The organism is Parashewanella spongiae (assembly GCF_004358345.1).
Classification (GTDB): Bacteria; Pseudomonadota; Gammaproteobacteria; order Enterobacterales; family Shewanellaceae; genus Parashewanella; species Parashewanella spongiae.
Genome location: NZ_CP037952.1, coordinates 2,890,492 through 2,912,195, shown reverse-complemented (window position 1 = coordinate 2,912,195; position 21,704 = coordinate 2,890,492). Strand labels below are relative to the sequence as shown.

General features: G+C 39.8%; 15 protein-coding genes. 9 read left to right on the top strand and 6 right to left on the bottom strand.

Features of this window, described 5'->3' with window-relative positions:
• Positions 1-10 precede the first annotated feature (10 nt).
• Positions 11-706, top strand: coding sequence for an orotidine-5'-phosphate decarboxylase (pyrF, locus tag E2I05_RS11355; RefSeq protein WP_121852960.1), 696 nt, complete (start codon positions 11-13; stop codon positions 704-706).
• Positions 707-799: 93 nt separating this feature from the next.
• Positions 800-1,339 (top strand): DUF2058 domain-containing protein, encoded by a 540-nt coding sequence (locus E2I05_RS11350; RefSeq protein ID WP_121852961.1) that lies wholly within the window; start codon positions 800-802, stop codon positions 1,337-1,339.
• A gap of 204 nt (positions 1,340-1,543) precedes the next feature.
• On the opposite strand, the gene aroG is transcribed toward E2I05_RS11350, so the two are convergent.
• From aroG to ilvC, 5 genes are all read right to left on the bottom strand, one after another.
• Entirely contained in the window at positions 1,544-2,608 is a 1,065-nt protein-coding gene (gene aroG / locus E2I05_RS11345) for a 3-deoxy-7-phosphoheptulonate synthase AroG (protein ID WP_121852962.1), read from the bottom strand.
• A 365-nt stretch (positions 2,609-2,973) separates the two neighbouring features.
• A complete protein-coding gene (gene thrC / locus E2I05_RS11340) occupies positions 2,974-4,251 on the bottom strand; it encodes a threonine synthase (RefSeq protein WP_121852963.1) in 1,278 nt (425 codons plus the stop codon).
• A 14-nt stretch (positions 4,252-4,265) separates the two neighbouring features.
• A complete protein-coding gene (gene thrB / locus E2I05_RS11335) occupies positions 4,266-5,219 on the bottom strand; it encodes a homoserine kinase (RefSeq protein ID WP_121852964.1) in 954 nt (317 codons plus the stop codon).
• Positions 5,216-7,684: a bifunctional aspartate kinase/homoserine dehydrogenase I gene (gene thrA / locus E2I05_RS11330; protein ID WP_121852965.1), complete on the bottom strand. Its 2,469-nt coding sequence runs from the start codon at positions 7,682-7,684 to the stop codon at positions 5,216-5,218. Before thrA ends, thrB begins: the two co-directional genes overlap by 4 nt.
• Before the next feature lie 29 nt (positions 7,685-7,713).
• Entirely contained in the window at positions 7,714-9,198 is a 1,485-nt protein-coding gene (gene ilvC, locus E2I05_RS11325; RefSeq protein ID WP_121852966.1) for a ketol-acid reductoisomerase, read from the bottom strand.
• Positions 9,199-9,311: 113 nt separating this feature from the next.
• Here ilvC and ilvY point away from each other — a divergent pair, with 113 nt between their 5' ends.
• Positions 9,312-10,190 carry an HTH-type transcriptional activator IlvY gene (gene ilvY / locus E2I05_RS11320; RefSeq protein WP_121852967.1) on the top strand — a complete coding sequence of 293 codons (879 nt, stop codon included), beginning with the start codon at positions 9,312-9,314 and terminating at the stop codon, positions 10,188-10,190.
• 158 nt (positions 10,191-10,348) lie between these two features.
• On the opposite strand, the gene ltrA is transcribed toward ilvY, so the two are convergent.
• Positions 10,349-11,629 carry a group II intron reverse transcriptase/maturase gene (gene ltrA, locus E2I05_RS11315; protein WP_133309644.1) on the bottom strand — a complete coding sequence of 427 codons (1,281 nt, stop codon included), beginning with the start codon at positions 11,627-11,629 and terminating at the stop codon, positions 10,349-10,351.
• 1,423 nt (positions 11,630-13,052) lie between these two features.
• Here ltrA and E2I05_RS11310 point away from each other — a divergent pair.
• The 6 genes from E2I05_RS11310 (at position 13,053) to ilvA (ending at position 21,615) form a co-directional block, all read left to right on the top strand.
• Entirely contained in the window at positions 13,053-14,267 is a 1,215-nt protein-coding gene (locus E2I05_RS11310) for a pyridoxal phosphate-dependent aminotransferase (RefSeq protein ID WP_121854702.1), read from the top strand.
• 960 nt (positions 14,268-15,227) lie between these two features.
• Positions 15,228-16,901: an acetolactate synthase 2 catalytic subunit gene (ilvG, locus tag E2I05_RS11305; RefSeq protein ID WP_121854701.1), complete on the top strand. Its 1,674-nt coding sequence runs from the start codon at positions 15,228-15,230 to the stop codon at positions 16,899-16,901.
• Between the two features lie 26 nt (positions 16,902-16,927).
• On the top strand, positions 16,928-17,185 hold the full coding sequence (ilvM, locus tag E2I05_RS11300; RefSeq protein ID WP_121854700.1) for an acetolactate synthase 2 small subunit: 258 nt from the start codon (positions 16,928-16,930) through the stop codon (positions 17,183-17,185).
• A gap of 27 nt (positions 17,186-17,212) precedes the next feature.
• Positions 17,213-18,139 carry a branched-chain amino acid transaminase gene (locus E2I05_RS11295; RefSeq protein WP_121854699.1) on the top strand — a complete coding sequence of 309 codons (927 nt, stop codon included), beginning with the start codon at positions 17,213-17,215 and terminating at the stop codon, positions 18,137-18,139.
• Positions 18,140-18,173: 34 nt separating this feature from the next.
• Positions 18,174-20,045: a dihydroxy-acid dehydratase gene (gene ilvD / locus E2I05_RS11290; RefSeq protein WP_121854698.1), complete on the top strand. Its 1,872-nt coding sequence runs from the start codon at positions 18,174-18,176 to the stop codon at positions 20,043-20,045.
• Positions 20,038-21,615 (top strand): threonine ammonia-lyase, biosynthetic, encoded by a 1,578-nt coding sequence (gene ilvA, locus E2I05_RS11285; protein ID WP_121854697.1) that lies wholly within the window; start codon positions 20,038-20,040, stop codon positions 21,613-21,615. The genes ilvD and ilvA overlap by 8 nt, the downstream gene beginning before the upstream one ends.
• The last annotated feature ends 89 nt before the right edge of the window (positions 21,616-21,704 follow it).

Sequence of the window (21,704 nt, the reverse complement as noted above, 5' to 3'; positions counted from 1 at the left end):
CGGAGTAACAATGTTAGAAAAGCCTATTCTAGTAGCATTAGATTTTGACAAAAAAGAAAAAGCATTAGAACTAGTATCAAAACTTGATCCTTCAAAATGCAGACTAAAGATTGGTAAAGAGATGTTCACTTTATTTGGCCCTCAGTTTGTTATTGAAGTTCAAAACAAAGGGTTTGACGTTTTTCTTGATCTTAAATTCCATGACATTCCAAATACCGTCGCTAAGGCTGTTGCAGCGGCAGCTGAACTTGGTGTTTGGATGGTCAATGTTCATGCTAGCGGCGGAAAAGCAATGATGGAAGCAGCAAAGTCAGCACTGCTTCCATACGGTAAGGATGCTCCTTTATTGATTGCTGTCACTGTGCTTACGTCTATGAAAGATTCTGAGCTGCCGCTTATTGGCATCAAGCAAACGGCTAATGAACAAGTTCAATTACTTGCTAAACTGGCTCATGAATCAGGTATGGATGGTATAGTGTGTTCAGCTCAGGAAGCTACTGTTTTAAAATCAAATTTTGGTGTAAGTTTTAAATTGATCACTCCCGGAATTAGACCTGTAGGAGCTGATGTTGGTGATCAGCAGCGAGTCATGACGCCAGAAAAAGCAATAGCCGCAGGCTCAGATTATTTGGTAATAGGTAGACCGATAACACAGGCTGACGATCCTTTAAAATCCCTAGAATCTATTTATAACTCAATCGGCTAATTCTGCAGTCATGCAGATATTCATTTTGTCACTAGTTTGTTCTATTTGATCCATGGCAAAGTTAATTTTTGAAAAACGTAGAGAGAATAAATAATGGCAAACGCATTACAAGAGCAATTGCTAAAAGCTGGCTTATCTAGCAAGCAAAAAGTACGAGACGTAAAAACTCAAAAACGTCGCAATCGTAAAGCGAAGATTGATGATGGTTCCACTGAGTTAAAAAAGCAAATTGCTGATCAGAAATTGAAGCAAACTGAAAAAGATCGTGAATTAAATGAACAACGTTTCAATGAGGCAATGGAAAAAGGTCAGGTTAGATCATTAGTTACTGAGTTTACACGATGTGCATTGGTCATTGATGCAAAAGCAGAGCTAAAGTTTAACTATACGATGAATAGTAAAGTATTTTCGCTTTATATAACGGATGAAATACAAAGCCAACTCTTGCGTGGGGTACTAGGTATTGTCCGTTACGAAGATAAAACTTATGTTGTGCCCTTTAAACTAGCAGAAAGAGTTAATCTACTTGTTCCACAATGGTGTGGGTATTTGGCTACAGAGCAACAAGAAGAAGTATCTTCAGAAGATGACCCATACGCAGATTATGCTATTCCAGATGATTTAATGTGGTGATTTTTAATCCAATCGGGTTTAATTCCTCGCCCCTTGGGGCGAACTAACACAAAATGTTTGTGTTTTGTCATACCAGCCTTCGCTGGCATGACAAAGATTGGTACTTTCTAAATCGCTAGATCCCTTAATTGGCTGCGTTCTCGTTAAGTGTTGATCGGCGAGTATTAAAAAAAGTGTGTGACTAGAAATGCTAATTGATGTTAATTAGATTTTATTCTTAGCTTTACGCATAGCAACAGCATCATTTAGTTCTTTGATGAGTATTTCAGTATCTTCAAAACCTATACAAGCATCAGTGATACTTTGACCGTAAGTTATGGCTTCACCATTAATTAAATCTTGACGGCCTTCAACTAAATGGCTTTCAACCATTACACCAAAAATGTTTTCATTACCTTGTCGAATTTGCTTACTCACGTCTTCGCAAACTAGCATCTGATTTTTGAATTTCTTACAGCTATTAGCATGACTAAAATCAATCATAATTTTAGTATTAAGACTTGAACTTTTGAGCTGTTTCGTAACATTACTGACACTATCTTGATCAAAATTCGTTGTTTTACCACCACGTAAAATAATATGACAATCTTTATTGCCTGTGGTTTCTACAATCGCTGCATGACCAAATTTTGTTACTGATAAAAAATGATGTGGTGCAGCAGCAGAGCCAATGGCATCAATGGCTATTTTAATTGTACCGTCAGTGCCATTTTTAAAACCGACAGGACAAGATAAACCCGATGCTAACTCACGATGCACTTGACTCTCGGTGGTACGTGCACCAATAGCCCCCCAACACATAAAGTCAGCCATATATTGAGGTGTTATCATATCGAGATATTCACCCGCCGTAGGTAATCCTAATTCGTTCAAGTCTAATAATAGTTTTCGCCCAATACGAAGACCATCATTAAGCTCGAAGCTGCCATTCATATAAGGATCGTTAATTAACCCTTTCCAGCCGACGGTGGTTCGTGGCTTTTCAAAATATACGCGCATCACAATTTCTAAATTACTTTTATATTGCTGGCGTAATTTTGATAAGCGATCACCATATTCAAGTGCCGCTTTTGGATCATGAATAGAGCAAGGGCCAATGACAACAAAGAGTCGGTCATCTTTATGGTTGAGGATATTATGTATAGCTTGCCTACCAGAATAAACAGTTTTTGACGCTTTTTCTGATAATGGAAAGCGCTCTAACAATGCAATAGGTGGCAATAAATCTTTTATTTTGTTAATACGTACGTCGTCAGTTTTATAAAGCATAATAATCTCTTACTTATCATTACGGTGTATATAATTCCTAATTTATCAACAACTAGCTTTTAAGTAGCTGACTATAATTTACTTTGTATTTTTTAATCACTCCGAGTTTAATTCCTCGTCCCTTGGGGTGAACTAACACAAAAGGTTTGTGTTTTGTCATACCTGCGTAGGCTGGTATCCAGCGACTTTCATTAAACAAGAAAATGGCACTAGACTATCGACATACAAAACTGTCGTTACTTCGTTTCTAACTTTCGTTAGAGTGACTATAACGTTAAACGATACCTCGCTCCTCTGGCAGGGTGATTCACTGCTTTGATTAAACGCTTTATGGCGTAAAAACTTAGGTTATACCTTGTCTTTCACTAAACACGAATTAACTGTTTTTTAAGCTGTTCAAAATCGTCATCAAGTGTAATCGACAAGCTTGGTTTGTTTACTACAGCAGCTAACTCCTTTGGTAATGAAAGGTTAAGGGCGAGTTCTTTATCTACCACATCTTTGAATTTTGCAGGATGGGCGGTGGAGAGAAATATACCTTTATCGTCTAGGTTTAAATTAGAATTTAAAGCTTCAGCAGCAATAGCAGCGTGTGGTTCTGAAAGATAACCCAAATTTTCTAATTGCTTAAGCGACTGTGATGTTTGTTGTTCTGAAACTCTAAAACCTGTGATTACCGAAGTTGGCCATTCTTGAGTTTGCAAAATTGCTTCAACTCTCGGCCAGTTACTAGGCTCAGATACATCCATCGCATTTGACATGGTGGCTACGGTAGCGTTGGGTTGCCATTTTTGATTCTTAAGATACCTTGGAACTGTGTCATTGCTATTAGTGGCAGCAATAAAGCGTTTAATTGGCAGCCCCATTGCCTTTGCAAATAATCCAGCTGTGAGGTTACCAAAATTACCACTGGGTACCGAAATTACTGGGTCATTTTTATAACGTTTTTTAAACTGTGAGACGGCTTCAAAATAATAACAAATTTGTGCAAGTAATCGGCTAATGTTAATTGAGTTTGCTGAATTTAGATTAATGATTTTTTTTAACTGCTTATCCTCAAAGGCTTGTTTTACTAGTTCTTGACAAGCATCAAAGTCTGATTTAATAGCGATGGTGTGAATGTTGTTTCCTAATGTGGAAAACATTTTTTCTTGAAGTTCACTGATCTTATCTTGAGGGTATAGCACTACAACTTGAATACCTTTAAGGCCATAAAAAGCATCTGCTACTGCTGCACCTGTATCACCAGATGTTGCGGTTAAAATAGTGAGTGTTTTGTTTGTGCTGAGATGATTAATGCATTGAGCCATAAACCGAGCTCCAAAATCCTTAAAGGCAAGGGTAGGGCCGTGATACAACTCTAAGCTAAAGCGCTTATTATCAACATTTACCATTGGTACTTCAAAGTTAAAGGCACTATCAACCAAGTTGTTTATTACATCTTGACCTAGTTCGTCGGCAAGCCAAGCTCCGATCACTGCTTTACTACGTTCAATAAAGGACATGGTAAGAAGTTGGTCAATATTTTCTAACATAGGGATTGTCGAGGGAAAAAATAATCCTCTATCCTTGCCAAGCCCGAGAGTGAGCGCTTGGGCAAAGCTAACTACCTGTGAAGGGTGTTTTAAATTATATAACTGCATATTGATAGCTTACCTTAATGGATTCTACGCGCACCTTGGTGATCGATTTTGCAAATGTAAACAAATCCACTAGGTGCGCAGGCATATTGCTGTTCTAGAATGGCTTTTGCTTGTTTTGCTTTAACAAGATCATCAGTGATTGAGAAAAGCGTTGGACCGCTACCAGAAATGCCGCTGGCCAACATGTTCAACTCAGATAACTCATTTCTTGCTTGTTGAAAACCATCAATAGCAGGTGCTCGAAATGGCTCTGCAATCACATCTTTTAGTACATTGATAGCTAACTGCTGATCTTGCTTGTAGCTGGCATGTATAAATGCACTTATGTTGCGTCCGTATTCAATGACCTTGCCTTTAGGATATTCGCGGGGCAATAATTGACGCATTTTCATGGTAGATAATGGTGTGCCCGGATAAGCAACCACCCAATACCATGAATCAAACGCTGGAATTGAGTCCGTTAATTGTTCAGCAAGCCCTAGGTTTAATTGTATCCCACCCAAAAAGCTTGGTGCGATGTTATCGTAATGAACACTGCCGCTAATTTGACCTTCAAACTTAGCCATTAAAGCGAGTAATTTGTTATCCGAATATGGCTTATCAAAATACTCATTAAGCCCGTAAAGTGCAGCAACCACTGAGCTGGCGCTAGAGCCTAAGCCACTACCAACCGGAAGATTTTTTTCAAGGTGAATGACAAGACCTGTACCGTGTCTTTGGCTGTGAAGCTGTTGCATAATATCAACAAAAAAAACAGCACATTGATAGACAGTGTTCAGTTTGTTATCGGCTGGCAGATCATGTGCCCATGATCCTGATAACACGAGTTTGATACCATCCGATGCAGCCTCTATTGTGATTTTGTCACCCAATAAACTGTCGTCAATCGGTGCCAGTGCTGCACCGAGTAGATCATACCCTACACCAAGGTTTCCTATTGAGGCTGGAGCGTAAACTGTGATGCTCATGAGTCTAATTCCCTAGTCCAATTGAGAGTACGAAGCAGATCTGAAAAAGTGCCAGCTGCGGTTACATCTGTACCTGCACCATAACCACGTAACACGAATGGTATGGGTTGATAGTATTGGCTATAAAAAGCCAAAGCATTTTCGCCACCTTTGACACTATATAGCGGATCGCTACTGTCAACTTCGACAATGTTTACACTGCATTTTCCTTGATTAATTTGACCGACATATCTGAGTAACTTGTTATTGGCCTTAGCGCGGCTAATGCGCTGCATAAACGCTTCGTCAACCTGAGTTAAATTCTCCATGAATTCATCGATGCTGCCGCTACTATCAAAACCTTCAGGTAAAACAGATTCAATATCAACATCATCTAGTTCTAATGTTAACCCGACTTCTCTGGCTAAAATTAATACCTTACGGGCGACATCCATTCCACTAAGGTCATCTCTAGGATCGGGTTCTGTAAAGCACTTTTCTCGTGCAATGCTAGTTGCTTGAGAAAGACGCATACCTTCATCGAGCATTCCGAAAATATAAGATAACGAACCGGATAAAATGCCATTAAATTGAAGCAATTTGTCTCCTGCGCAGAGAAGTTTTTTCAAGTTATCAATAACAGGTAAACCAGCACCAACAGTGGTTTCATAAAGAAATTGTCGTTTTTGTTTTAAAGCAACCTGACGCAACTGTTGATAATAAGCTAAGTCACGAGTGTTAGCTTTTTTATTCGGGGTCACAACGTGTAAACCAGCTTCTAGAACATCAACATACTGCTCGGCTATTTTGCTGCTTGATGTACAGTCAACCAACACAGGATTGAGCAATTGTTGATCACAAATCCAGTTAAGTATCTCAGGAATGTTTGATATTTGCTGACTTTCATTAAGTAATAAAGGCCATTTGGATAATTCAATCCCTTCTGCATTGAGTAACATCTTAGTAGAATTAGCAATACCGCAAACTCGTACAGTGATATTCTGAGCTTTAAGCATTTGTGCCTGTTTATTGATTTGTTCGAGCAAGCCAGTACCAACATTGCCACAACCGACTAAAAAAACATCAAGATAATGCTGCACATCAAAAAAGCTTTGATGACAGGCTGAGATAGCATTTTTAGTCTTACTTTGTTCGATAACCGTCGAAATTGAACGCTCAGATGAACCTTGAGCTATCGCAATAATATTTACACTAGCTTGTGCTAATGCTTTAAAAAATTGAGCCGCGACACCTTTTCGTGTACGCATTCCATCGCCAATTAATGACACAATGGCTAGATTTTTTCGCACCTTTATGGCTTCGAGTAATTCACTTTTAAGTTCAAGCTCGAATTCTTGCTCTAAAGCTGCTTTCACTTTTGCTGCTGAAAGCGTTGCCACACAAAAACTCATGCTGTATTCAGATGAGCTTTGCGTGATGAGCGAAACTGAAACACCTGTCTGGCTGATAGCGCCAAGCATTCTGCTAGCCATACCGACCATCCCTTTCATGCCGGGACCTGATACATCGAACATGCATTGTTCATCTAAATTAGAAATTGCTTTTACATTTAGTCCCGTTGTATCTGTATCATTAGACACTAATGTGCCAAGCGAATCAGGATTAAAGCTATTACGGATATAACAAGGGATGTGATACTGAGCAATAGGTGCAATTGTTTTAGGATGTAATACCTTAGCCCCAAAGTAAGAAAGTTCCATCGCTTCTTGATAACTCAGTTGAGTCAGTAGCTTAGCATCTGGTACGACTCTAGGATCTGTGTTGTAAACACCATCAACATCAGTCCATATATCACAGCTAGATGCATTTATGCAGGCTGCCAATACTGTTGCTGAATAGTCAGAACCGTTCCTGCCTAACGTAACTATTTTACCTTCAGAGTCTGCAGCTGAAAATCCCGGCATTACCCACACACGGTTGTTATTTAATGAAATTGTTTTGAATTTCGGTTTGCTCAAATTGATATCAACAACTGCCTCTAAAGGCGCACCATGGGCAAGAAACAGCTCCTGAGGGTCTAGTTGGCTGCTTGTGATCCCTTTAGCAATTAAAATTTGTTCCAGAAGATTTGCACTGAGCTTCTCTCCAGAACTTATAATTTGTGCTTGTACACTATCAGGGCACTCATTTAATAACTTAACTCCTGCCAGCTTCTGCCTCCAATCTGACAGGTGAGCGATTAACTCACTGTTCAGAATTGAGAGCTGGGTGTCACTGATTTTCTCTTCTGCCGCTTGAGAATGAAGTCGGATGAAAATTTGCTCAATATTGGTAAGCAAAAGCTCAAAATTGTGACCCTTAATCGCCAATTCAACCGTTTCAATCAAGGTGTTGGTAACAGTTGCAGGCGCTGATAATACACAGGCAACTTGTTCTTTCTCAGCCGCAACGGCTATAATTTCAGCTATTTTAGAAAAACGTTGCCAATTTGCGAGGGAAGAACCACCAAATTTCATTACTCTCATTGTTCTACTCCAAGCATTTAAATTAGTAATTATTGCTCTGAAGCAACGATTTTTTTCATATCAGTCATGTAACCACGAAGTTTCTTACCAACAATTTCAACTCTGTGATTTCGAATAGCATCATTCACTTCTATTAGTCTAATATTATCGACTTCATTCGAACGGCTTATTGAGGCATTTCCTAGCTCAGCTAAACTCAGTTTACTGACAAAATTTGAAAGCAATGGCACGGCAGCATGGCTAAACGAATAATTACCGTATTCTGCAGTATCTGAAATCACTATATTCATTTCATATAGTTTGTTTCGTGCAATACAATTAGCAATTAATGGTGTTTCATGGAGCGATTCATAATAAGCTGACTCTTCAACGATGCCTGCTGCAACCATAGTTTCGAAAGCTAATTCGACACCAGCTTTTATCATAGAGATTAAGAAAATTCCGTGGTCATAATATTCTTGTTCACAAATATCACCGGCAAAATCATTTGCGATTTCAAATGACGTTTCAGTTGTTTGTGCGCGCCATGTTAGAAGATTCTGATCATCATTAGCCCAATCCTTCATCATTGTGGATGAAAATGTCCCGTCGATAATGTCGTCCATGTGTTTTTCAAACAAGGGGCGCAAGATTACTTTGAGCTCATCGGCCATATCATAAGCTTTTATTTTAGCTGGGTTAGATAAGCGATCCATCATGTTGGTGATACCACCGTGCTTTAAACCTTCAGTAATGGTTTCCCAACCATTCTGAATAAGTTTGCAGGCATAGTCTGCATCAATTCCGTTGGCGACAAGTTGCTGATGTCCTAAAATGGCGCCAGTTTGTAACATTCCGCAAAGGATAGTTTGCTCACCCATTAAATCGGATTTAACTTCAGCAATGAATGAGGACTCAAGAACACCTGCTTTATCACCACCTGTTGCTGCAGCATAAGCTTTCGCAATATCAAGGCCATTGCTATTTGGATTGTTTTCTGGATGTACTGCAATCAGAGTCGGTACGCCAAATCCACGCTTGTATTCTTCACGCACTTCAGTGCCTGGGCATTTTGGCGCCACCATGATGACAGTGATATCTGGACGTACTTTCATGCCTTCTTCAACAATATTAAATCCGTGTGAATAAGAAAGAGTGGCGCCACGTTTCATTAGCGGCATGATCGTATTAACTACGGAAGTGTGTTGTTTATCAGGAGTGAGGTTAAGTACTAAATCTGCTTGAGGAATAAGTTCTTGAAAAGTACCAACAGTAAACCCATGCTCAGTTGCCCATTTCCATGACTGACGCTGTTCTTTAATGGCAGCTCCGCGTAAAGCATAAGAAATATTCAAACCTGAATCGCGCATGTTTAACCCTTGGTTTAAACCTTGGGCACCGCAACCAATAATGACAATATTCCAGTGCTTAATAAAACTGCAACCATTTGAAAACTCTTCACGTTCCATGAATCGGCATTTATCAAGCTGTGCGAGCTGCTCGCGCAATTTTAGGCTGTTGAAATAGTTGGTCATGTTAGCACTCCTTTTTTTGATTCTCCCAGACTAAATTAAATACCACGTTGCTTAAAGTGATATGTTTGCAATATTATATTGCGTATAATGCAATGTGTTTTGGGGTATAACTTATGGATTCTAAATCAGTGGCAATGTTTCATCACTTGGCCAAAGAGTTACATTTTGGAAAAACGGCCGCGGCGTTTCATTTGAGTCCTTCGACACTCAGCCGAGCAATCACCCGCCTTGAAGAAGAGCTTGGTTGTAAGTTACTCATACGCAATAACCGTACAGCAATGTTAACTCCAGAAGGTTTAAGTTTTAAAAAGTTTGCTGAGCAGCAGATTGAACAATTGCAATTGTTGAAGTTATCTGTAAATAACAATCAAACTCAACTGAAGGGAAAACTACGCTTATATTGTTCAGTAACTGCAGCTTACAGCCATTTACCTGCTTTATTAGATCAATTTAGAGAACAACACCCTTTGATTGAAATTATGCTTTCAACGGGGGATCATGCAGATGCGTTGCCTAAAATACAGCGACAAGAGGTTGATCTCGCGATTGCTGTTAAGCCTGATAATCTGGCTACGGGGTATTTTTTCCATCATCTAACTGATGTGCCTCTTAAGTTGATTGCGCCGACAATCATTTGCCAAGTACAGCAACAATTACATCAGAAAACTATAGATTGGTCTCAAATTCCGATTGTCTTACCTGTGCATGGCTTATCACGCAGTCGGTTTGAAAAGTGGTTTAGGTCGATGCAATTAGGTAAACCTAAGTTATACGCTACAGTTTCAGGACATGAAGCGATTGTAAGCATGGTAGCACTTGGATGTGGTGTTGGTATTGCACCAGAAGTAGTGGTTGAGCATAGTCCAGTGAAAGATCGTATTTGTTCATTAAATATTGATCACAATATCGCACCGTTTGAACTCGGGATCTGTTGTCTTAGTATTCGGAAAAAACAACCACTGATAAATGCATTTTTAGAGTCGATCAAATAGAAATTTTCAAAAGTGGTTAAATTACAAATTTAGTTAAAGTAGAGTAGGCTACTGGCTTCGCTATCGCTTATCCAGCAGCCCCTCTTCGATTCCGTGCATGAGGTTTTCCCTCACACGGCTCTGTTGTTACACTTCTCTCAGCTCCTTCACTTTGCTTATCATCTTGTCGTGGGTAAATACTCAAGACCAGCTTGGCGTAATTTTTCGTAAGCACCTCGTGATAGATACTTGCTTCGACGTTGACTTAAGCGACGATGCCAGCGATAGAACCGGTTTACTACAAATCCATTTATTCTGAAAAATACACCTCTGGGATAACCTATCCCACCAAAATAGTGTTTCCATCCCCTCAGAACTTGATTAACCTTATTTATCAGTACGCCAAGTGTATTTGAGGTTCGGTGTTTCACTATGTCTCTGATTTTATTTTTCAGCTTTGTTTGGCTCTTCTTAGACGCCTGTATCTTGATGTAACTGGTGCCTTTGATGAGGCCTGTGATCCGTTGAAAGTTAAAACCGAGGAAATCAAACTCATTCATCAGCTTTCCCATATCCACACAGTGGGTTTTACTTTGATTTAGCTTCAGACCTTCATCACTTAATTGCTGTGTTATCCAGTCCAGTTGCTCTTGTGTGTAGGTTTGCTTATGAAGTACAACAAAATCATCTGCATAGGTAACGATTTTACACGGTGTTTTTTCGTGTATTTTCAAACAGAAATCGTTGAGATAGATGTTAGCCAGTAGTGGAGAGATAACTCCGCCTTGCGGAGTGCCACATCGGCTTGCTTCTATTCGCCATTTCCCGTTGACCGTCTCTATGCTGATGGGCGCTTTGATAAAGCTTTTCAGTAAATTCAGAAAGCTGCTGTCGCTTATTCGCCTTTCTACTTTTGCCATCAACTTAGCGTGCGGGATGGTATCGAAATAGGCACTCAAGTCAGCATCGAGTACGTGCTGGTAGCCTTGTTTTAGGCTCATTTCAATGACTTTTACCGCTTGCTGGGCGCTTCGACATGGTCGGTAGCCATAACTGTGTTCATGTAAATGAGGTTCGTAGACGGGTTGCATCACTATTGTCATCGCCATTTGCACAATTCTGTCACTGATTATCGGGAACCCAAGTTTCCGCGTTTTGCCGTTGTCTTTGAGTATTTCTACTCGTTTGACTGAGCTAGGTCGATAGTTTTTCTGTTGTAATTGAGTTTGAATTTCTTTTAACAGCGCAACGACTTTCTTTTGCTGCTCTAGATAACTGAATGTGATGCCATCAATTCCTGCTCCGCCTTTATTGGCTTTGCATCGTCGATAGGCTTCTTCGAGTATATCTAGGCGACTGAGTTTATCGTACAAGCTGTAAAATCGAAGCTCCGAGTTAAGCTTTGAGCGTAAGTAAAGTTTTCGCTGTAATATTCTGATATTTACTGGAGTGTTAGCCATATGGCAATTTCACCTCAAAAGTTACGTTAAAAAACGGGTGTAACACTGAGCCCCTTCCCTGATATAAAGTTATGTTGTCTTCACGGTTAACGGTACTATGGGCTCATCCGACTGCCTGAGCGCCCTATCTGAAATTTCGGTTTACCTTATATTCGGATAGTGCAAGTCACTACCTTCCAACTCTCAGGCTCTCCCACGTTCACTTTATTTCCTTCAATACATGCCACTTCATATTACGCCGGAAGATCAAACAGATGCATTTACCAGTTGCTTCTCTGTTTGTGTCAGGGTTCGTCAACTAGGAAAGACTCCCCATCTTCATTTTTTGATTTACGACGCTTAACTGAATTCGCTTGATGCTGCGGCCTACATTGCATCTCAACCTTTATTCAAGGCCTTTGTCACAGGGCTTCATGTCATAGCGGTTACCCATTATGCATGCCCGTCAGATTTCGGGATGAACTGGTAATTATCCCGTCAGGTACGTTTCAACCTGATGGACTTATTATAAATAATAACGTTGCTGTCTCTGGTTTATGGCCATGTAATCGCTTGGCTGCGTATACGTTGAGACAAATCCCGCAACAGAATAAAGCGCTTCGTGGCGCTCCCTAGAAACATCAGTTGACTGCGTTCTCAAGCATAGAAAAAATGGCTGATAGTAAGGCGTAGCTTGCAGCAAGTAGTTATTCTACTTGCAAAAGTTACAACGCAGATAGCAGTCATTTTAGCAAGCTTGTGAGCTTAGAGCACTTCACTCATTGGGTGAAAGCCATTCATCGTATTGCTCAAACAGTTACTCATATACTCAGCGTTCAACTGATGATTTTAGGTTAAAACTAACGCGAGCTATTGTGACTCTATGTATAAATATGTAACAGTGATGTCTGATTCGTGTACATTCACTTTATCTAAGGGAGCTAGCGATTTAGAAAGTACCAATCTTTGTCATACCAGCGAAGGTCGGTATCCAGTGACTTTTATAGAAAAAAGCAAAGGCACTAGACTACCGACATACAAAGCTGTCGTTATACCAATTACAGTAATTAAATGCTCAACTCAGAGCTATGTATGCGCAGAAAGTACAAACGAAATTAGTGAAAACATAGCTATTACCGACATACAAAGCTGTCGTTATTACATTGCTACGTTGAGATAATTTTGTGAAGTAATTTTTGCGCATACAAGCTCCCGAAGGGCTAGGCTAAAGGTTTCCATTACTGCGTTGCACGTTCTTGAATTATCCCGATAGTACTTCGAACATGCGCCTTGTACTGAAAACCTTTATCTCTTGCTGAGTGAGAGATTAATTACTGTAATTGGTATTACTTCGTTTCTAGACGGCGCTTGGAGTGACGAGAACTCATCGGTATACTTTCTTCCGCAACTTTCCTAAAGAGTAAATAAATGCTGTAAGGTTGCTATGCAAGAAATTACAAAATCCAGAAAATTAAATAATGTGTGTTATGACATTCGCGGACCTGTACAAAAAGAAGCGAAGCGCCTCGAAGAAGAAGGGCACAGGATCATAAAATTAAACATTGGTAATCCTGCTCCATTTGGTTTTGATGCACCTGAAGAAATTTTGGTCGACGTGATCCGTAATTTACCAAATGCGCAAGGATATTGTGACTCGAAAGGTTTGTATTCTGCTCGCAAGTCAGTCGTACAGTATTATCAAAAGTTTGGTTTACTTAATTTAGATATCGAAGATGTCTATATCGGAAATGGCGTTTCTGAACTGATAATGTTAGCGATGCAGGCTTTATTAAATAACGATGATGAAGTACTTATTCCATCTCCTGATTATCCTTTATGGACTGCGGCTGTATCATTATCCGGCGGTAACGCAGTTCATTACATCTGCGATGAAGAAAGTGATTGGCTACCAGATTTGGATCATATTCGTTCTAAAATAACTTCCAAAACTCGTGGCATTGTGCTCATCAACCCGAACAATCCAACTGGCGCTGTTTACCCTAAAAACTTGTTGCTCGAAATTGTTGAAATTGCTCGTCAACACCAATTGGTTGTATTCGCCGACGAAATTTATGACAAAATTCTTTATGATGAAGCTACACATACTTCCGTTGCGACCTTAGCTGATGATGTGTTGATGGTAACGTTCAATGGACTATCCAAGAGCTATCGTGTAGCAGGTTTTAGAGCCGGATGGATGGTTATCACTGGGCCGAAGCACTTAGCATCATGTTATATTGAAGGCTTAGATATACTCGCATCAATGAGATTATGCGCAAATGTTCCTGTTCAGCATGCAATTCAAACAGCACTTGGTGGCTATCAAAGTATTAATGAGTTGATATTACCAAGAGGAAGATTATTAGAGCAACGTAATCTCGCTTGGAAAATGTTAAATAATATACCAGGAGTAAGTTGTACTAAGCCAAAAGGCGCGCTATACCTTTTCCCAAAACTAGATCTTAAACATTACAAAATCTTGGACGATCAAACAATGGCATTAGATTTGTTACGACAAGAAAAAGTATTAATTGTTCAAGGTACAGGGTTTAACTGGAAAAAGCCTGATCACTTCAGAATTGTTACTCTGCCACGAGTGGACGAGTTGGAAATATCTATTGTTCGCATCGCACACTTTCTTGAACATTATAAACAATAAAATTTTTTATTTTTGTGCGTGATATTGTTCAATTGACAGGCAAAACAACGCTAATTTCATTGATTAATGACTTTAAATAGCTATTACAATAACAAAACGTAATCTTGCACTTGTAATATCTAAGTTTTCGTTGTTGCTCTCGTCAACCTAAAATAAGTCGGTTGGGAGCGTTCATATACGCAGTAAAAATTACTGATAGCAAGGCATGAATAGCAGCAAATAGTGTTTACCGACATACAAAACTGTCGTTACTTCGTTTCGACTTGCAAAATTTATAACGCCGCTAGCGGTGATTTTGGCAAGTATATGAATGTTCGACACTCATCTGATGGGTGAATTCGGGTTGTTTAAGTTTGTATTTAACTTCAATAGATTAAAGTTAAATTGTGAATTCAATCGATTCATTTAGGTTCAAAATATTAAATTCAAATGAAATGCATAAATCATCTGATTGCTGGAGGCTTCTTGATCCTATGTTAGACCAAAAAAATGGGTGGCGAAATATGTTTACACTTCTATTCGTATTGTAAAAAAATAATATAAGTGTAATTTCTTAGGCAACTTAAACCTAAGTAACAATTTTTTATTTGACATTATTTATTACCATTTTACTCTTAGACTAACGGGTTTATTCACGTTTACCTTGTCAATAGCTGGGGTGACTAAACTCGGAAATAATTATTTTTTATTTGTATTATAAAATTTACAATTAATTAAAAAAACACTTGTATTTAGAATGACGCTTATGGTACTAATTAAATTAAGCCTATAAAAATGAAACAGAGAAGATAAGTTTAATAAAATGATTATGCAAATTCTTACCTTAGTAACAATTATTCTCTTAGTCGTGGTGCTCAGTGCACCGCGGGGAAATTTGTTGCACTAAGAATTTTAGAATAAACAAATAACAACCCCCGCACCGAAAGGTTCGGGGGTTTTTTAGTTTTTAGGACGATAAAAATGGCTAACGAAAAATCATTAACTGGCGCAGAGCAATTGTTTGAAGTGTTGAAAAGACACGGCGTCCAAAATGTTTTTGGCTATCCTGGTGGGGCAATCATGCCAATTTATGATGCACTTTATAGTTATGATGTTAACCATTTTTTATGTCGTCATGAGCAAGGGGCTGCGTTTTCAGCCATTGGTTATGCAAGAGCGTCAGGAAAAGTGGGCGTTTGTATGGCGACGTCGGGCCCAGGAGCAACGAATTTAATTACAGCGCTTGCAGACGCTATGGCCGACTCCATTCCCGTTATCGCAATTACAGGGCAAGTTCCAACTACAGCTATGGGCTCTGACGCTTTTCAAGAAATTGACATGATAGGATTATCTTTTGCCTGTACAAAACATTCATTTCAAGTTAAAGACGTAAATGATTTAGTCAATACACTCGAGCAAGCATTTTCAATTGCTCAAAGTGGCAGACAAGGCCCAGTTCTTATTGATATCCCAAAAGACATTCAATTAAAGCAAGTAACAAAAATGTGCAATGTGTTGTCGGAGTTACAGCCACAACAGAGCCTAAATACTACTCAAATTGATTTAGCTTTAGCTTTATTGAATCATTCCAAAAAGCCCATTTTATATGTTGGTGGCGGTGTCGGAATGGCCGGAGCCGTTACCGAGTTACGTGATTTTATTGCAACAACTCATCTCCCTAGTGTGACTACCTTAAAAGGTTTAGGTGTAATTGATAATAGCGATGATTGCTACCTAGGTATGCTAGGTATGCATGGCACCAAGGCTGCAAATCTGGCTGTTCAGGAATGTGATTTATTGATCGCAGTCGGAGCAAGATTTGATGATCGAGTAACTGGAAAACTTGCTAGATTTGCCCGTAATGCCAAGGTCATTCATTTGGATATTGATTGTGCAGAAATAGGTAAACGACGCGCTGTTGATGTCGCGATTATGTGCGACTTTAAAGTTTGTTTACCGGCTTTAGCCGTGCAATTAAACATTAATGGATGGCGTAATCACTGTCGTGATATGAAGCGAAAATTTGCTTGGAATTACAATTGTTCAGGTGATTCCTTATACGCTCCAGCAGTATTAAATGAGATCAGCAAAAAGATGTCTGCTTCGACCATTGTTACAACAGACGTTGGGCAACATCAAATGTGGGCGGCTCAACACATGACTTTCACTCGGCCTGAGAATTTTTTGACAAGTGGTGGTCTTGGAACAATGGGTTTTGGCTTACCAGCCGCTATCGGCGCTCAAATCAGCCGTCCACAAGATATGGTTATCAATGTATCGGGTGATGGTTCAATTATGATGAATATTCAAGAGCTAACCACAATAAAACGCTACCAATTGCCAATAAAAATCGTACTGATTGATAACAGTAAATTAGGCATGGTTCGCCAATGGCAAGAATTGTTTTTTGATGGTCGGTTAAGCGAGACAGACTTATCTGATAACCCTGATTTCCCTATGCTAGCTGAAGCATTCGATATAAAGGCGAGAATGATATCCAAAAAGTCAGATGTCTCAGAAGCGATTGATCAAATGTTGAGTCATCAAGGATCATATTTATTACAAATTAAAATAGATGAAAATGAAAACGTGTGGCCTTTGGTTCCGCCTGAAACCGCTAATGAGCATATGTTAGAAGGCGCAAGCAAAGCATAAATTAGGCATAAAACAGGAGTTTGAGAATGCAACAATATACATTACAGATTTTGGCTTCTCAACAGCCAACGGTGTTAGAAAGACTACTACAAGTCACGCGTTATCGTGGTTTTGAAGTCACCGAAATTAACATGCTTCCAGATGTTGAAAGTCAATTATTTGAAATTGAAATGACGGTTGAATCTCTACAACCTATTGAACGTTTGCGTCTTCAATTAAACAAATTATTTGATGTGAACCAAATCAGTATTCAACAGGCTATCGAGCAACAGTGCCGAGCATAAAATTACAACAATGAGTAAGGGAAAAAGATGGCTAAAGTAGTTTCAGGTTTTATTTGGTTTAATGGCAAGTTAATTCCTTGGCAAAATGCCACTGTTCATGTGATGAGTCACGCTTTACATTATGGTTCGTCAGTTTTTGAAGGCATTAGGGCTTATGAAACTCACAAAGGAACCTGTATTTTTAGACTAAAAGAGCATGTAGATCGGCTTTTTGATTCTGCCAAAGTTTATCGCATGGACATTCCTTTTAGTCATAAAGAGGTGATACAAGCCTGTAAAGACGCCGTTACTAAAAATGATTTGAGTTCAGCATATTTACGTCCGTTAGCTTTTTTGGGTGATATTGGAATGGGACTGCGTCCACCAGAAAACACGCAAGCAGAACTTATGGTGGCGGCATTTGCATGGGGTGCCTATTTGGGGGCTGATGCAGTCGAAAGTGGCGTTGATGTTGGTGTCTCAAGTTGGAATCGCTTGGCTCCGAATACCATGCCAACCTCAGCTAAAGCTGGAGGGAACTACCTTTCGTCACAGCTTATTTCAATGGAAGCTGGGCGACACGGCTATGCAGAAGGAATTGCGCTTGATGTTAACAATATGGTGAGCGAAGGGGCTGGCCAAAACCTATTTTTGGTTCGAAGAGGTGTAATTTACACTCCACAAAGCACTTCTTCAATTTTGCCAGGCTTGACCCGAGATGCGGTGATCACATTAGCTAAAGATCTCGGTTATTTAGTTCGTGAAGAACCAATTTCTAGAGAATCTTTGTACTTAGCCGATGAGTTTTTTATGACTGGCACAGCGACAGAAATTGTACCAGTGAGATCTGTAGATGGCTTGCCTGTAGGTGATAGCAAACGTGGAGCTGTTACTGAAGCATTACAAAAAGCATTTTTTGGTATTTTTGATGGCTCAACAGAAGACAAACATAATTGGCTTGAGCCCGTTAAATAGTATTTCATTAATGAAAAAATTTTAGGGAATAACCATGCCAAAACTTAGATCCGCAACTTCAACTCAAGGCAGAAATATGGCTGGTGCGCGAGCTTTGTGGCGTGCAACTGGAATGACGGATAATGATTTTGGTAAACCCATTATTGCTGTGGTGAATTCCTTCACTCAGTTTGTTCCCGGTCATGTGCACTTAAAAGATATTGGGCAGTTAGTAGCAGGTGCTGTTGAGGAAGCAGGGGGAGTTGCCAAAGAATTCAACACAATCGCGGTCGATGACGGCATCGCAATGGGGCATAGTGGCATGCTCTACAGTCTACCCTCACGAGATCTCATAGCTGATTCTGTTGAGTATATGGTCAACGCACATTGTGCCGATGCAATGGTGTGCATTTCAAATTGCGATAAAATTACACCCGGTATGATGATGGCAGCGATGCGTTTGAACATTCCTGTTATTTTTGTTTCTGGTGGACCGATGGAGGCTGGTAAAACCAAGCTGTCAGATCAAATAATTAAACTTGATTTGGTTGACGCGATGATCCAAGGTGCCGATCCTTCAGTTTCTGATGAACAAAGTGACAAAGTAGAGCGTTCAGCTTGTCCAACTTGTGGCTCTTGCTCAGGTATGTTTACCGCAAACTCGATGAACTGTCTTGCAGAAGCACTAGGTTTAGCCTTACCCGGCAACGGTTCTATGTTAGCAACTCATGGTGATCGCAAGCAGCTTTTTTTACAAGCAGGAAATAAAATTGTTAGCTTAGCCAAACGATATTACCAAGATGGCAATGAACAAGCATTACCGCGGAACATTGCCAATAAAGCAGCATTTGAAAATGCCATGTGTGTTGATATAGCAATGGGCGGATCTACAAATACTGTGCTTCATTTACTTGCGGCGGCTCAAGAAGCGGATATTGATTTTACTATGGCTGATATTGATCGGCTGTCTCGCATTGTGCCTCATTTATGTAAAGTTGCTCCGTCAACACCAAAATATCATATGGAAGATGTTCACCGTGCGGGTGGTGTGATTGCCATCTTGGGTGAATTAGAACGGGCTAAATTGTTACATACAGATACCATCAATGTATTAGGGATCACAATGGCTGATGTGTTAGAGCAATTTGATATCACCCGCACCGCCGATGATCAAATTAAATCTTTCTATCGAGCTGGACCTGCCGGTGTTCGCACCACTGAAGCATTCAGCCAAACATGTCGATTTGATACTCTAGATGATGATAGAGAACAAGGCTGTATTCGTAACATTGATAATGCATTTTCACTTGATGGTGGGTTGGCAGTATTGTCAGGCAATCTTGCTACTGATGGTTGCATTGTTAAAACGGCTGGTGTTGATTCAGATAGTCTAATCTTTGAAGGTCCTGCTCTCGTATTCGAATGCCAAGATGATGCAGTTAAGGGTATTTTATCAGGTCAAGTTATAGCTGGAGATGTTGTGGTTATTCGTTATGAAGGCCCGAAAGGTGGTCCGGGTATGCAAGAAATGCTGTATCCAACCACTTACTTAAAATCAATGGGGCTTGGAAAGAAATGCGCCTTGATCACAGACGGTCGATTTTCAGGCGGAACATCAGGGTTATCAATTGGTCATGTATCTCCAGAAGCGGCAAGTGGAGGCGTGATCGCATTGGTCGAAAATGGAGACAAGATTGCGATTGATATCCCTAATCGAAGTATTCTACTAGAAATTGATGATGATGAACTTAATGCAAGAAAAGCTGCGATGATGTCAAAAGCTCAACCATGGAAGCCTCAAAACCGTCTTCGCCCAATTAGTTATGCTTTAAAAAACTACGCCATGTTAGCCACTAGCGCAGACAAAGGTGCCGTGCGTGATCGTGCGGTGCTTGATGGTATAGAAGTGGGAGAGAGCGATGCTTGATACTAACGCCAGTTGTCAATCTCAAGCAAATCAATCGGCTGTATTAACGAGTGAACTGGCGTTGGATTACATGCGGCGTATTCTTTTGGCTCCTGTTTACGATATTGCCAAAGTGACAGATTTAACACGGTTAGATCAATTATCGGCAGGACACAATAATCAGATATTTTTAAAGCGAGAAGATCAACAGCCTGTCCACTCATTTAAATTGCGCGGTGCATACAATAAATTATCGAAATTGAATAAATCGCAACTTCCTAATGGCGTCATTGCCGCAAGCGCTGGCAACCATGCACAAGGTTTAGCGCTAGCGTCCAAAAAGCTTGGCATAAATGTGACGATTGTTATGCCTATTACCACGCCAGACATTAAAGTGAACAATGTTCGTCGCTTAGGAGCTGATGTTCGTTTAGTGGGCAAAAGTTTTAATGAAGCACAACATGAATCCCTAACCATTTCACAGCAAGAGCAAAAGCTCATTATACACCCATTTGACGACCCTGACGTTATTGCAGGGCAAGGTACTGTTGCGAAAGAAATTCTGCAACAGCAGTCAAATATTGATGCTGTTTTTATTCCAGTTGGTGGTGGTGGCTTACTCGCGGGAATGTCAGTTTACTTAAAACAATTGCGGCCTGATATTAAAGTAATTGGTGTAGAAGCCGAAGACTCCGCTTGCTTATTAGCAGCATTAGAACAAGGTCATCCGATAGATTTAAATAATGTCGGTCTTTTTGCTGATGGTGTTGCTGTCAAACGGATAGGTGATCATACTTTCAATCTAATAAAACATTATTGTGATGAAGTAATAACAGTTAATAGCGACGAAATTTGTACATCGATCAAAGATATTTTTGAACATACGCGTGTCATTGCTGAACCCGCAGGCGCTTTGTCACTCGCTGGTCTCAATAAATATTGTCAAACTAGCATCGGCGGTCAGTCGTTGGTCGCTGTTTTGTCAGGCGCGAATATGAATTTTCATAATCTACGTTATATTTCTGAGCGATGTGAACTCGGTGAAAATAAAGAAGCTGTATTTTCAGTGACTATCCCTGAACAAAAGGGATCTTTTAGGCAGTTTAGTAAAGCACTTTCTGGAAGAGGGATTACTGAGTTTAACTATCGTTATTCTGGCGACAGTGCCGCAAAAGTCTTTGTTGGTGTCCGCATTACTGGAGGTGTGCAAGAAAGGCTTACATTACAAAAGAAACTTACCGAAGTGAACTACCAAGTGAAAGACTTTACCGAGAATGAATTGGCAAAACTGCATGTTCGCTACATGATTGGTGGGCAACCACCTGAGACAAAAACAGAACGTATTTTTCAATTTCAGTTTCCAGAGTATCCCGGAGCATTAGATGCATTTTTGGAAACTTTGGGCCAGCGTTGGAATATTACCTTATTTCATTATCGGAACCATGGTGCCGCATTTGGCCAAGTATTAGCAGGATTCGAAGTAACGGTTGAGCAAGAATTAGACTTTTTTAAGCATCTTAAATACTTAAATTATGAATGGCAAGAAGCAACACAAAACCCTGCTTATAATGATTTTTTACATAAACAATAAACAGCCTCAGGATTAATTGAGTTAGTTGTAAGTGATATGTACTTGATATACCTGTGATAATCGGATTTGTTAAGAGAATGCCATTTGTT